The following is a 14,054-nucleotide window of genomic DNA, read 5'->3' as shown; positions in this document are numbered from 1 at the left end:
GCGACGCCACCCGCACCGTCGGGCCCGCTGGAAGGGAATCCGGCGCGGGCGGCGTCGCGTCCTTGGGGAACGCCCGGTATACTTAGCTTTTACCCACCGGGCACAAGCTCATCCACAAGGTTAGGCGATGTCCAAGCACATCTTCGTGACGGGCGGCGTGGTCAGCTCGCTCGGCAAGGGGCTCACCTGCGCCTCGATCGGCATGATTCTGGAACAGCGCGGCTTGCGGGTGCGGCTCCAGAAGTTCGATCCCTACATCAACGTCGACCCGGGCACGATGAGCCCGTACCAGCACGGCGAGGTTTACGTCCTCGACGACGGTTCGGAGACCGATCTCGACCTGGGCCACTACGAGCGGTTCACCCACGCGACGCTCACCAAGGACTGCAACTACACGACCGGCAAGATCTACCTCTCCGTGATCCAGAAGGAGCGCGAGGGGCGGTACTACGAGGGGAAGACCGTGCAGGTCATCCCCCACGTGACCGACGAGATCAAGGCCGCCATCCATCAGCTCGCGACCGACGACGTGGACGTGGTCATCACCGAGATCGGCGGGACCGTCGGCGACATCGAGAGCCTGCCGTTCCTGGAGGCGATCCGCCAGTTCGCGATCGACGTCGGCCGCGAGAACTGCGTGTACATCCACCTGACGCTCGTCCCCTATCTCAAGGCGGCGGCCGAGCTGAAGACCAAGCCGACGCAGCACTCCGTCGGCGCCCTCCGACAGATCGGCATTCAGCCCGACTTCCTCATCTGCCGCACCGAGCAGCCCTTGCCGGCCGACGACAAGGACAAGATCGCGCTGTTCTGCAACGTCGACAAGAAGGCGGTCATCGAGGAGCGCGACAAGCAGTACAGCATCTACGAGGTGCCGCTCAGCTTCGTCAAGAACGGCCTCGACAGCCTGCTGGTCAAGCGGCTCGCCCTCAAGGCCAGCCCGCTCGACCTGACCGCCTGGACCGACATGGTGGACCGGGTCATCAACCCGAAGCACGAGGTCCGGATCGCGGTCGTCGGCAAGTACATGAAGCATCGCGACGCCTACAAGTCGGTGTACGAGTCGCTCGACCACGCGGGGATCGCCCACCGCTCGCGGGTCTCGGTCGTCCGAATCGAGGCGGAGGAGGTCGGCGCACGCGGGGCCGACGCGCTGCTGGGGGGCGTCGACGGCGTCCTGGTTCCCGGAGGGTTCGGCATGCGGGGGATCGAGGGGAAGATCGAGGCGATCCGCTACGCCCGGACCCGCGGCATCCCGTTTTTCGGCATCTGCCTCGGCATGCAGTGCGCGGTGATCGAGTTCGCCCGCAGCGTGCTGGAGCTGGAAGACGCCAACAGCACCGAGTTCGAGAAGGACTGCGACCATCCCGTGATCGCCCTCATGGAAGACCAGCACGGGGTCACGAAGCGTGGCGGCACGATGCGGCTCGGCGCCTGGCCTTGCTCCCTGGAGCCCGACCGGCTTGCCCGGAAGGCCTACGGCGTGGAACAGATCTCCGAGCGTCACCGCCACCGCTACGAGTTCAACAACACCTACCGCGACGCGATGGAGAAGGCCGGCCTGGTGGCCTCGGGCAAGAGCCCGGACGGCCAGATCGTCGAGATCGTCGAGCTGGCCGATCACCCCTGGTTCGTCGCCGTGCAGTTCCATCCCGAATTCAAGTCCAAGCCGACGGAACCCCACCCGCTCTTCCGCGACTTCATCGGCGCCGCCCTGAACCGCCGCGAGACCGGTCGCACGACGGGGATCGACGGCGCTTCGGCCAAGGCTCCGACCCCATGATCTTGACCGGACGCGACTGGGACGCGCCGCGACAGATCGAAGTCGAGATCCGCGACGGAATCATCGAGCGGGTGGAGGAGTGCGAAAGCCCCGCCGGCTCGGCTGACGAACCGGTCCTCGCCCCGGCGTTCTGGGACATCCAGACCAACGGCCGTTGGGGGCATTCGTTCTCCAGCCCGTCGATCACGGTCGAGCAGGTCGTCGCCGTCATCCGCGCCCAGCGCGGGCTGGGGGCGGCCCGAATCTGCCCGACGTTGATCACCGCGCCCGTGGCGGGCACCCTGCACGGACTAAGAACGGTCGCCGAGGCCTGCGAGGCGAACCCGGACGTCGACCGAATGGTCGTCGGCGTCCATCTCGAAGGCCCGTTCCTGTCCGACCGGACCGGCTACAAGGGGACGCACCCGGCCGAGGCTATGCGTGACCCGGAGTGGGCCCTGTTCGAGGAGTTCCAGGAGGCCTCCGGCGGGCGCGTGGTGCTGATGACCCTCGCGCCCGAGCGTCCGGGATCGGCGGAGTTCGTCCGCCGGGCGGTGGCCTCGGGCGTCGTGATCGCACTCGGCCACACGGCCGCCGATCGCGAGGCGATCCGCGAGGCGGTCGACGCCGGGGCGACCTTGAGCACGCACCTGGGGAACGGGATCGCGTCCGAGCTTCCTCGGCATCCCAACCCGATCTGGCTGCAGGCGGCCGAGGACCGGCTCTTCGCCTCGCTCATCGCCGACGGCCACCACCTGGACCGCGAGGTCCTCCGCGTGCTGGCCCGCGCCAAGGGCTGGGAGCGGCTGATCCTGGTCAGCGACGCCGGCTGGTTGGCCGGGCTCCCCGCCGGCAACTACGGGGCGTGGGACGTCGATCCTTCGGGGAAGATCGTGCTCGCCGGCACGCCGTATCTCGCCGGCTCGACCCAGGGCCTGGAGACCGGGCTTCGCGTGCTCGACGAGGTGATTCCGAGCTTCCCCCGGCCCTTGCTCGACACGGTGACGGTCAATCCGGCCCGCCTGCTGCGCCGTCCCGAGCCGAAGCTGGCCGTCGGCGAGCCCGCCGACCTGGTCGTCCTTCGTCGTCAGGGTCGCGGACTGCTGGCGCTGGAGAAGAGCTGCGTCGGCGGGGAGTGGTTCGACCGGACCGACTGAGGCGAGGCTTCGTCGCTTCGGGGAACGAAGAAAGCCCCGAGGGGCCGGCCTGCGAGCCGAACCTTCGGGGCTTCCGATGAAGCGGGGAGGCCGCGCCGGCTTGGGCCGGCGCGGCGGAGCTCCGGCCTGGATCAGGCGCTCTCGGACGGGTCGCGGCCGTCGATCCACTCGCCGCCGAGCTTCTGGTACTCGGGGGCTTCGAGGAGAGAGCCGGTGTCGCCGGCCTTCCAGCCGATGACCTGGTTGGGCTTGCCGCGGAGCTTGCTGCGCTCTTCCCAGCGGGCGGCCCAGGCGGAGTCGGCGTCGACGACCTCGCCGTTCTCCTTGTTGATGTAGAAGGCCTTGCCCTCGCGGTACGACTTGACGCCGAGGTTGACCGTGGCGATCGCGGCGTAGCCGAGCTCGACCGGGCAGAGGGTCTCGGGGTTGCGCGAGCGGGTGCACTCCAGGAAGTGCTCCCACAGGGCGCGGGTGTCTTCGCGGGGCTGCTCGGGGGTGAACTTGTCGCCGCCTTCGCCCTGGTTGGCGCCCGGAGGGGCCGGGCGGCCTTCCAGCTTCTGCTGGACGACCGAGTAGCCGCCCTTGGGGGTGGGGTCGAAGCGGACGGTCGCGGTGTGCCCGCGGATGACCTCGGGGAGCTGCACGTCGTTCGCCATGGTGGCCGAGATGAGGACCTGGCAGCCCTCGTCGTAGTCGGCGACCACGGTGGCGACGTCGGGCACGTCGCGGCCGTCATACTCCAGGTAGAGGCCGCCGGCACCCACGACCCGGCGCGGCAGGCGGACGCCCATCGCCAGGATCAGGTGGGTGAGCTGGTGGACGAACAGGTCGGTGTACATGCCGCCGCCGAAGTCCCAGTAGCAGCGCCACTGGGCGTAGCGGGCGCGGTCGAACGGCTGGTCCGGGGCCAGGCCGAAGTCGGTCCCGAGGAACATCTTCCAGTCGACCGTCTTGGGGGTCATGTCCTTCGAGAGCTTGTAGTACCGCCACTGGCCGACGTTACTGTTGCGGTAGTACGAGGTCTGCCCCTGCATGACCTTGCCGATCTTGCCCTCGGTGATCAGCGCGTTGGCCTCGCGCCAGCGGGGGTCGGCGGTGGACTGGACGCCGACGGTGAAGACCTGCTTGGTCCGGTTCACGGTCTCGACGAGCTTGCGGGCCTCCTCGATCGTGTGCGTCATCGGCTTTTCGCAGAAGACGTCCTTGCCCGCCTCCATGGCGTCGCTCGACATCTTGGCGTGCCAGTGGTCCGGGGTGGCCACCAGGACGACGTCGATGTCCTTGTTGTCGAGGAGCTTGCGGTAGTCCTTGGTGATGCGGTCCTTGTCCTTGCCCTCGGGGTCGAGGCCGCACTTCTTGGCCGAGGGGTAGAGCCCCCGCTTGATGTCGTCGTTGCCGTCCCAGACGTCGCAGAGGCCGATGATGTCGACCAGCTTGGTCTCTTCCTTCAGGGCGTTCAGGATGCGGATGTGCTCCTGGGCGCGGCCGCCGGGGCCGAGGATGGCGGCGTTGATCCGCTCGTTGGCGCCCTTGACGGCGCCGACGGCGGGATGGGCGAAGGTCCCGGCGGCCATCGCGGCGCCGGTCGCGGCTCCGGCCGTCTCCATGAAGGTGCGACGGTTCACCAGCGGTTTGTTCTGCATTCGAGAAGTCTCCGGTGCTCGGGACAAGGGGCGGAGGGGACGGCCGCGAGCGATCGGCCCGGCGGGGCGAGGCGACGCGGGACGCGGGCTCGCGATCGGGCGGGGCGCGGCGACGTTCTCGGCCGACGGTTCGACCTCAAGGCTAACCCTGGCCGAGCCGCCCAGTCAAGGACTCGCCGACGCCGGGAAGGGCGTGATCGGCGGCCTGGAACGTCCCGACACGAGTCTACCCCACGACCGACCGTCGACCCGCGCGGAGGTCCCCGCGCGGCCTTCGAATCGTCGGGACGACCCGTAAGCGTCGGCTAGGTCTTCCATATTTACAGATCGTTAAAAATCCCATAGCTTGTTACGAGCGGCGAGGACGGGCGTGGCCGAGGGCGTCGAAGTCGATGCAGCGCTTCATCAAGGAATCCCGGATCCCGGCGAGCCCGGAGGCCGTGTTCGCGTTCTTCGAACGCCCCGACGCGTTTGAACGGCTCCTCCCCCCCGGCGAGCCGGTCGAGGTGGTCGAGACCCCGAAGTCGCTCGACGTGGGCGCCCGCGCGGTCATCCGCATGCACGTCGGGCCGTTTCCCGTCGAATGGGTCGCCGAGCATATCGAGTACATCCCCGGTCGGCTGTTCGTCGACCGCCAGGTGAAAGGCCCGTTCGCGGCCTGGGTCCATCGTCACGAGTTCCTGGACGACGGCGATGGGGGGACGATCCTCCGCGACGTCGTCGATTACCGGCCGCCCCTCGGGATGCTCGGCACCCTGTTCGGCGGAGCGATGATCGAGTCCAGGCTGCGGAAGATGTTCGCCTATCGTCACGACGTCGTCCGTCGCGCCTTCGAGGCCGAAGCCGGCCGCGACCCGGCCCCTGTCTGAGTTCCGGGGCCGCCGAATCCTCGTCGCGGCCCTCCTGGCCTTCTCGATTAAGTTGTTCTTGCGTCGCACGTAGATAGGGTAGAATTCGAGGGGTCGGCTCGATCGAAGGTTGGGGGCGGTGCGCCCGTCCCCCGCCCAACGGTGCGGCGGCGGAGACCCAGAGGACGGGGCCAATCGAAACGATAGGCGATGGGATCATGCCGCGCACGATTACTTGCGAGCAATGTCGAGCCGTCCTGAACCTGCCCGATCAGGTGCCGGCGGGCAAGCGCCTGAAGTGCCCGAAGTGCCAGCACAGGTTCACGGTCACGCCCAAGGACGCCAACTCGGCGTCCACGCGGCCCGGCGAGGCCGACGCGGCGAACACTTCCACATACGAACTTCCCAAAGGTCTGCCGAACCTGGACGACCTGCCCTCGCCCCGGGCCGAGGGGGACCTTCGCGACGCCTTCGACCTGCCGATGCTGGCGGGCGAGGCGGAGAAGAGCGTCGGCTCGCCGCCGGCGGCCATCGGCGACGCCGCCGCCCTCTTCAAGGACGAGCCCCGCCGCAAGAAGAAGCCGGTCGGCGCGGAGGCGCGCGCCCAGGCCAGGCGCTGCACCCGCTGTCACGGCTCGGTGCCGCGGGGGATGTCGATCTGCCCCACCTGCGGGACCGATCAGGACACCGGGATGCACGTCGGGCTCGACGACGACCTGTACCCGCCGCCCCCCCCGCCCCCCTCGGGGATCCCGCTCCACATCGCCATCCCCGGGATGCTCTGCGGGCTCGCGGGGCTGATCCTGGCGATCCTCTCCCTGATCCAGTCCGTCCGGGTGGAGGCCGGAGTCTACCAGTACGGCTGGCTCATGCTGGCCGTGGTGGCCGGCTACGGAGTGTACGGGGCCGCCCAGTTCCTGCGCGGGAAGTCGGTGAAGGTGCTGATCCTGGCCCTGACGCTGGGCGCGATCGTCGACGTGATCGCGATGATCGGGCTGCCCATCTTCGAGGCCAACTTCGCCGAGCAGAGCGACCTGGTGACGCGGGCCACGGCCCCCATCGAAGACGGGACGATCGGGGAACTGGCGGACTACGAATACAAGCCGCTCGTGGACCGCCTGGACCAGCAGCGGATCATGTACGGCGTGACGTTCATGATCATCTACGCGCTCTTCGCGGCGTACCTGAACTCGCCCCCCGTCCGCCGCTACTTCACCCGACGCCAACTCTTCCCGTAGGCGGCCGCGCCGATCCGCAGGCGAACCGAGATCGGGGCCGACTCAGGCCGTCGCCGCGTCGAGCGGGCTGCGCCAGATGGGCTGGACCGGGAAGAGGATGCGGGCGGCGTCGAGGGCCGTGGCGGTGGAGGCGACGAATCCGTCCTCGTTGGCCGCCTCGTCGACCCCGACGTGGCCCATCGCGAGCCGGACGAACGTCCCGGAGCTGAGTGCGAGGTGACGACGGCTCAGCTTGTCGGGCTCGACCCGCGAGTCCTTGCCGTCGGCATGGATCAGCCATCGGTGATCGTCCACCGTGAGGCCCAGTTCAACGGGGGTGGTGGTGCCGGAATCCTGGACTCGACGGCTCAGCTCGGGCAGGATCGCCCGCAGAAATCGGCCGACGTCCGGGGCGTGGTACATCGATACGGAGCCATCGACCGCGTCCTGATCGAAAACCTTACCCCCGACGGATCGGCAGGCGTCGAGCGCCGGGTGGTCCATCGGGGCGTTGATCGTGACCTCGGGGTACGCCCGCTCAAGCGCCTCCGCCCGGACCCGGCCGAGCAGCGCCCGAAGCGCCTGGGGATAGGCCGGGTCGGCCGCGATCTCGAGGATGCGGTGGTCTTTCACGAAGGCGTAGCCGCGCACGGCGTCGCCCTGGCATGCGACCCAGATGACGTGGGCGTAGCGCCGACCGATCAACCATCGCCAGTACTCTTCCGAGCGGACGGTGGTCCCGGTAGTCGTCTGGAACTGCATGTCGTAGAGGGCCATCAGGTCGCCCAGCTCGACCTGCCTCCAGGGGCGGACGTGCCACCCCCCTCCCTTCGTTTCGACCACGCCGTCGGCGGCCTGGGGGAGGTTGCGGCTGAGGGTCTGGCCGAACGTGCTCCGCCCGCAGACGCCCCAGCCCAGGGGCTTGTAGAAGCGCGGCATCCGGGTCGTCAGAGCCTGCACCACGGCCCCTGTGGCCCGGGTCCGCTCGTCGGCCAGCCGCATCAGGTTCTGGGCGAAGCCGAGGCCTCGATACTCGGGGAGCGTGCCGACCCAGACCACGCCGTTCATCCGCAGCGTCACCGATCCGTAGCGGATCTCGCGCTCGGTCAGGTGGGCGTGGCAGGCGATCCGGCCGTCGACCTTGACCAGAAGTCGCTGTTCCGGGCGGTACGCGGGGTCGCTGAGCGCGCCCAGGAACGCCTCGCGGTCCGGCCCGTGGAAGACGTGGAGCAGCGTCTGGTACACCGCCTCGTGGTCGGCCTCGGTCCCCAGGCAATATTCGACCGATCCTCGACGAAACGGGAGCCGAGTCTCCGGTGTGGAGGCTTTCATCGGGTCGACCATCTTTCGGACGCGCCGCCGGGGCGGGGACTGTCAACCGTGGAATGGGCGTGCGCATCGCTGCTCACGACGCGCCGCCGCGCATACCCCATTCTACGGCGTGAGAAAAGGGGGACCGAGGGAAAAACCGTCGACGAAGGGCGGTTTTTCCCCGCCCCAGGAGGACCGGAACGATTGTCAGGATTCGACGGCCTCGATAGCCGGGACCGTGGCAGGCCTCGCCAGATCGGTGAGCAAGGGACGCAGCCGACCCTGCGAATGCAGGACGACCGCGTACTCGCGACTCCGGGCCAGGCGGTTTTCCTCCAACTCCTCGACCATCGCGAGCCGTTCGCCCTTCAGAACCTCGATGCGATCGGCGACCAGGGGGCGGAGCGCCTCGTTGATCGCCCGGATCTTGCGGAACCGGGCGACGCGCCCTTCATGCGTCGGGGGCTCGGCGGCCACCACGGACCGCTTCTCCGCGATCAGGTCTCGGTGGGCGTCGGATTGGGGGCCGGACAGGTTGAGGTCCGGGTTGTACTCCAGGTCCCTGATCTGGCGATCGATCTCGGCGAGCGACCGAGGCGTCGCGGGCGACTCCGGCAGGCCGAGCCAGGCCGTTAAAGACAGGGTGAGGAAGCCCGGGGGCTCGGCGTCCTGGAAGAAGCGACGCGCCACCACGTCGCCCAGCTCATCGTACTTCGCCCCGCCGATGCCGTGGATGAACAGGTCGCTGAGGAGGTATCGGCTGAACATCGTCGTGGTCAGGGCCCGGGTGCGAAGCCTGACACCGGTCGCGGGAAGTTCCAGGAGCCGCTCGACGGCGCAGCATGCCTCGCGTTCCGGGGACAGCGGAAGTTCCAGGAAGGGCTCGGCCTCATCGGCGATCCGCAGCTGCATCGAATGGGCGTCCTGCCGGACCATCAGGGGGCGTCGCCTCGGTCGGCCCGCCCGCCAGGTCCAGAAAGGGGCCTCCATCCAGTCCCCTTCACGCCGGAGCGCCGAGACCGGGTGGTTCTTGCTGCGGATCTTATAAAGCTCGCGGTACTCCAGCAGGGCCCGGTTGTGGATCGTCTGGAATCGGGCGAGATGGGCCAGCAGGTGGCAGGCGAACCAGGCGAAGCCCTCGGTTTGGCAGATTCGACTGAAAGGAACCTCGAAATTGGAGATCCCCCAGGAAGCCTCGACACGCCGCCGCGCCGCCGCCAACCGCAGCCCCAGGGGGAGCCCGCTCTCGCGGTACCGCGCGACCTCGGTCCAGAAGCGGTCGATCAGCGGGTCGGCGATCAGGCCGTCCAACTCGTCGCGGACTCGGGTCGGGAACGACGCGAAGGCCTCTTCGTCCCGGACGGGCAGGTCCTCGTAGGGCGCCTCGCCTTCCCAGCGGTCGAACTCGATCCGTCGGACGCTCAGGCGACCGTTCTTGAGCGCCGGAACGCGGATCGAGGAGGACTTGGGGATGTCGTCGTCGATGATCAGATTCAGGGCGGAAGCCCCCTCACCCGCAGCGACGCCGGCGGCGGCGAAGTTCTTGACCCAGACGCCGGGATGGTAAAGCTCGGGCTGATGCCCCGTGACGATCCAGGCGCCGCGGCCCGCCGGCTCTTCGATGCGGGCGGCAGGAGGCTCCACGCCGATCTCGGCGAGATAGGCGCGGGACTCGGCGGCGGCCTGCCTTCGAACCTGTTGGCGGAGCCAGTCGGCCGGCCGACCCTGGAAATCGTGCCGCCACGTGGACGCCCAGGCTTGGTTGGCGTCGACGAGCGCGGCGGCCTGATCGAGCGGGGGCGTCGCCAGCAGGCCGCCGTCGGTCGAGGGAGCCCGCAGGCGGGTGCCTTTCATCCGCGACAGCCTCCGGCCACTTCCAGGCCCGCGGCCTTGAGGGCGTCGGCGAACACCTGGCGGTAGTGGTTGAGCCGATAGTTCGAATCGTCGAGCGAGCCGCCGAAGGCCCGGGACTCGTCCAAGTAGATCAGGGGCACCGGGGCCTCGACGATCCTGAGCCCGTGACGCACGGCCTGGACCCAGATCTGGAGCGGCATCGCGTAGCCCAGGTCGGTGACCTCGAAGCACTCCAGAGCCCGGCGGTTGTACGCCTTGAAGCCGCAGAAGGCGTCGGTCAGGTTCAGCCCCAGGCACTCGTTCAGCCAGCGGGTGACCTCGACGTTGATCTTCCGTCGTTCCTCGGGCGGACGCTGCGAGGGGTCGAACACCTGGAGGTAGCGGCTGCCGGAGACGATGTCGGCCCCGTCGAGCCGCGCGCCGATGGAGGGGATGAGCGCGGGCTCGTGCTGGCCGTCGCAGTCGAGCGTCACCAGGCCGTCGTAGTCGCCTTCGAGGGCGTGGGCGAAGGCCGTCCGGAGGCCCGCGCCGTAGCCGAGGTTGGTCGGATGACGGACGACCTGGACGGAGGGGAAGCGGCCGAGCAGCTCCGGGGTCCGATCGGTCGAGCCGTCGTCGACGACCAGGACGTCGCCGGCGTACTGGAGGACCTGGCGAAGCACCTCTTCCAGGTACTTCTCCTCATTGTGGACCGGGATGGCGGTGAGGAGTTTCATCGGCGAGGTATCGCAAGGAGTGTTGGAGGGAGCGGGGCCGGCGAGGTGAAGGGGATGGCTCGCAGGCCGCCGTTCGGAACCTACGCATTCTAGGTGAAGGGGAGGCGAAGTCAACGACCGCCGACGGCCACCCCCCTTGACCGCCCTCCGCGACGGCTCCTAGCATGAATTCTCACCTCGTCGGCCGGCGTGAAAGACGCCGTCGCTCGACCTTGGTCGAATTCGCGATCATTCGGATTCTCTTGCCGGCTGAATCTCATGACACGACCCGACGCCTCCTCCCCCGCTCCCGACAAGAAGCGCGATCACGACGACGTCGACCCGCTGCTCGACGAGGCCCCCGAGCCGAACGATTCGGAGGCCGATTCGGGGCCGGAGCCGGAGCCTTGGACCCCCGAACGGGTCTCCGAATGGAACGCCTACTACGACCTCTACGTGATGGGGGCGGTGCTCCTCCTGGCGCTAGTCACCTCGTGCATCCGGACGAGTCATTCGCCGCTCTGGGCGAACCTCACCGTGGGCCGAGAGATCCTCGCGAAAGGCACGCCGATCCTCGCGGATTCGTTCTCTTACACCGAGGCGGGGCGGACCTGGGTCAACATCCCCTGGCTCTTCCAGGCGGCGCACGCGGGGCTCTATAACCTGGTCTACGGGCTGGTCCCCGAGGCCCCGGACGACCCGACCGCGAACCGCGCCTCGGCCGAGCAGATCGCGACCGGAGCCCTGGTGGGGCTGACGGCCCTTGTGCGGCTGGCCTCGGCGCTCGTCCTGCTCCGGGTCCGCCATCGCGGCCCCGGCCTCTGGTGGACGGCCGTCTGCACGGCGCTGGCCCTGGGGGCGGTGATCGGCCCGGCGGGCCTGATGCTCGGCGGCGTGGCGCAGCCGGCGGTGGTCGGCCCCTCGACGTGGGGCGTCCTGTTCCTGGCCCTCGAAGCCCTCTGGCTCTTTAGGGCCTTCGGCCAGAATCGCGCCGGCGCCCTCTACGCGTTGCCGCCGCTGTTCCTCGTATGGGCGAACGTCGACGAGTCGTTCATCCTGGGCCTGGGGATCCTCGCCTTCGCGACCCTCGGCAAGCTCCTGGACGGGTCGCGGGTCAGCTCCTCCCCGGGCCCGAACCGGGACGAAGAGGCCCGGCCGCCGGTCGGCGTCGGGTTCGCGGCTTCGGTCCTGCTGGCGTGCGCGGCGATCGTGCTCTTGAATCCCTCTCATGTGAAGATCTACCCGGCCGCGCTGGAGCCGGTCACGAGCCTGTTCACGACCAGCGGGGCCCCGACGACTCTCGACCAGCTCTCGTACTTCGGCAAGACGATCCGCACCCAGTATCCCGGCGGCTGGCAGCTGCTGACGCTCTATTACCTCGCCGTCGTCGTCCTGGCCGCGTCGACGTTCGCCCTGAACGCCGCCGCGTTCTCCTGGGCGCGGTTCCTCCCCTTCGCGTTCGCCGCCGTCGCCTGGGGCGTCTATATGCGGTACAGCGCGGAGTTCGCGGTGGTGGCGGCCGCCGCCGCGGCCCTGAACGGCCAGGAGTGGTACCAGCGGCGATTCGGCGTGGCGGGACGGGTCGGAGGCGGCTGGACGGTCTGGTCGACCGGCGGCCGGCTCGTGACTTTGGCGGCGCTCTTCTTCTGCGTCAGCATCTCGATCACCGGCTACACCAAGTTACCCGGCGACCCGCGCTTCGGGCTCGGCTTCGACCCCAACGATTTCGCGTTCGAGTCGGCCGAATACCTGGCGTCCCGCGACGACATCAAGGGCAACGTCTTCAACTGGAGCGCGAGCCAGGGGGACGCCTTGCTCTGGAAGGCCGGATCGGCCCGCAAGGTGTTCGTCGACAACCGCTCGCGGCTGTTCCCCGACTCGCTCCTGGAGCAGCATCGGAACCTGCTGAACTCGCTGCGGGACGACGACCCCTCGGTCTGGAAGCCGGTCTTCGACGAATACGGGATTTCGACGGTCATGCTCGACTCGGCGACCGCGACCAACACCTATCGCCGACTCTCGCAGAGCCCGAACTGGATCCCCTTCTACGACGACGGCCGCGTCGTCATGTTCGGGCGGGCCGACGCCGCCGAGCCCGACGTCGCGACCTTCCGGGCGAACCGGCTCGACCCCGAGTCGCGGGCGTACAAGGTCGCCTCGCCGACCCCCTCGCCCGACCGCCCGCCGACCCCCGTCAACTGGATCGACGACGTGTTCCAGAGCCGGGCGTTGACCCCCCCCAGGGCTCACGTGAACGCCGCGAGGCGATGGCTGGGCGGCGGGATCGACGCCGACGGCGCCCCCGCCCCCCCCGACCCCGCCCGCTGCCTGCTGGCGATCCGGGAGGCCCGCACCGCCCTGGCCCAGAATCCGGACGACTACTCCGCGTATCGCCTGCTCGTCCTCGCCTATCGCAGCCTGGCCCAGCAAGAGGCGGCGCTCATCAGCGGGATCGAGCTGACCCCGGAGAATCGCGACCGGATCGCCGCGATCAAGCCTGGCGGCGCGATCATGAGCGGCCGGCTCCGCCAGATCGTGACCTCGCTGAACTACGCCATCCAGACGACCCCGCCGCCGCGCAGCGAGGCCGAACGTCGCGAGCTGATGACGCTCCAGTTCGAGCTGTTCGAGACGTATGGTCAGCTCGGCTTCGTCGACCTGGCGCGCGACCAGCTCCGCGCGTTCCTGGACGCGGCGCGGCCCGGCGAGCTGGAGCCCGAGGCCCGCGTCGCCTATCAGAATCAGCTGGAGACCCTCAACCAGCAGGTGGAGCAGATCAGCCAGGCGCTCAGCAATCTCCAGATCGAACGCCAGGCGGGCCCGATCGAGCTGGGCAACTTCGCGCTCTCCCAGGGGGCTGCGGGCCTGGCGATGATCCAGTTCGAGGACGCCGAACGGGGCAACATGAGCCCCACGATCGTCAAGCCGCAGCTGCTGGACCTCTACTGCGGGACCGGCCAGCCCGAGCGCGCCCTGGAGCTGCTCTCGTCTGCGGGCGTCGAGGACGCGAACCTGGGCGAGCCCGACCTGGCGGCCTACCGGCAGGGCCTCGTTTACAAGCTCTGGGGGAACTACCCGTCGGCTGCCTCGCTGTGGCAGGGCCGGGCGATCCCCCGAGTGGCCTACGATCGCAGCGCGAAGGCGCTCGGCATCACCGGCCGGAGCCTTCGGGGCGAGCTGACGGCCGCGACCAACGACGCGATGTCGACCCCCGGCATGATCAACCGCGAGGCCGACTGGGAGTTTGAGCTGGGTCAGTGCCTGCTCGAAGCGGGCGAGCCCGAGCGTGCCGTCGAGCATTACACGAAGGCCCTGGAGCTCGCGCCCGACCTCACGGTGCGGCCCCTGATCGCCTACTACCTGGAAAAGCTCGGCAAGCCCGTCCCGCCGAAGAAGGATGATGCATCAGCCCCTGCCCCGGCCACGACGCCGGCTCCCGCCGAGGAGCAGCCCAAGCCGGCCGACGTCGCCGTCGAGGCTCCCTCGGTCGAGGTCCCCGCGCCCGCGGAGCCGAAGCCGGAGCAGCCGAAGCAGCCCTGACGACATGCCGAGGGCGAAGGCCGTCGA

At 69.1% G+C, this 14,054-nt stretch carries 9 protein-coding genes; 5 read left to right on the top strand and 4 right to left on the bottom strand.

Translation table 11 applies throughout. The annotated features are described in order from the left end of the window. Positions 1 to 127: 127 nt before the first annotated feature. Together G6O68_RS17825 and G6O68_RS17820 are read left to right on the top strand one after the other, a co-directional pair. Entirely contained in the window at positions 128 to 1,783 is a 1,656-nt protein-coding gene (locus G6O68_RS17825; protein WP_165249990.1) for a CTP synthase, read from the top strand. Then, positions 1,780 to 2,919, top strand: coding sequence for an N-acetylglucosamine-6-phosphate deacetylase (locus tag G6O68_RS17820; protein WP_165249989.1), 1,140 nt, complete (start codon positions 1,780 to 1,782; stop codon positions 2,917 to 2,919). The genes G6O68_RS17825 and G6O68_RS17820 overlap by 4 nt, the downstream gene beginning before the upstream one ends. Before the next feature lie 131 nt (positions 2,920 to 3,050). Here G6O68_RS17820 and G6O68_RS17815 read toward each other — a convergent pair whose 3' ends face one another. After that, the gene (locus G6O68_RS17815) at positions 3,051 to 4,562 is read right to left on the bottom strand and encodes a Gfo/Idh/MocA family protein (protein ID WP_165249988.1); all 1,512 of its coding nucleotides are present in this window, start codon (positions 4,560 to 4,562) and stop codon (positions 3,051 to 3,053) included. Between the two features lie 392 nt (positions 4,563 to 4,954). On the opposite strand from G6O68_RS17815, the gene G6O68_RS17810 reads away from it, so the two are divergent. Both G6O68_RS17810 and G6O68_RS17805 read left to right on the top strand, forming a co-directional pair. Beyond that, entirely contained in the window at positions 4,955 to 5,431 is a 477-nt protein-coding gene (locus G6O68_RS17810) for an SRPBCC family protein (protein WP_165249987.1), read from the top strand. 197 nt (positions 5,432 to 5,628) lie between these two features. Then, the gene (locus G6O68_RS17805; protein ID WP_165249986.1) at positions 5,629 to 6,648 is read left to right on the top strand and encodes a zinc-ribbon domain-containing protein; all 1,020 of its coding nucleotides are present in this window, start codon (positions 5,629 to 5,631) and stop codon (positions 6,646 to 6,648) included. 42 nt (positions 6,649 to 6,690) lie between these two features. Here G6O68_RS17805 and G6O68_RS17800 read toward each other — a convergent pair whose 3' ends face one another. From G6O68_RS17800 to G6O68_RS17790, 3 genes are all read right to left on the bottom strand, one after another. Then, complete coding sequence (locus tag G6O68_RS17800) at positions 6,691 to 7,959, bottom strand: GNAT family N-acetyltransferase (protein WP_240911375.1); 1,269 nt, start codon at positions 7,957 to 7,959, stop codon at positions 6,691 to 6,693. 186 nt (positions 7,960 to 8,145) lie between these two features. Then, positions 8,146 to 9,792, bottom strand: a complete 1,647-nt coding sequence (locus G6O68_RS17795) for a hypothetical protein (protein ID WP_165249984.1) — start codon at positions 9,790 to 9,792, stop codon at positions 8,146 to 8,148. Beyond that, the gene (locus G6O68_RS17790; protein ID WP_165249983.1) at positions 9,789 to 10,508 is read right to left on the bottom strand and encodes a glycosyltransferase family 2 protein; all 720 of its coding nucleotides are present in this window, start codon (positions 10,506 to 10,508) and stop codon (positions 9,789 to 9,791) included. Before G6O68_RS17790 ends, G6O68_RS17795 begins: the two co-directional genes overlap by 4 nt. A gap of 258 nt (positions 10,509 to 10,766) precedes the next feature. On the opposite strand from G6O68_RS17790, the gene G6O68_RS17785 reads away from it, so the two are divergent. Further along, positions 10,767 to 14,027 carry a tetratricopeptide repeat protein gene (locus G6O68_RS17785; protein WP_165249982.1) on the top strand — a complete coding sequence of 1,087 codons (3,261 nt, stop codon included), beginning with the start codon at positions 10,767 to 10,769 and terminating at the stop codon, positions 14,025 to 14,027. Positions 14,028 to 14,054 lie beyond the last annotated feature (27 nt).

Origin of the sequence: Paludisphaera soli (genome assembly GCF_011064595.1) — a bacterium.
Lineage (GTDB): Bacteria > Planctomycetota > Planctomycetia > Isosphaerales > Isosphaeraceae > Paludisphaera > Paludisphaera soli.
This window is presented reverse-complemented; position numbering and strand designations above follow the sequence as displayed.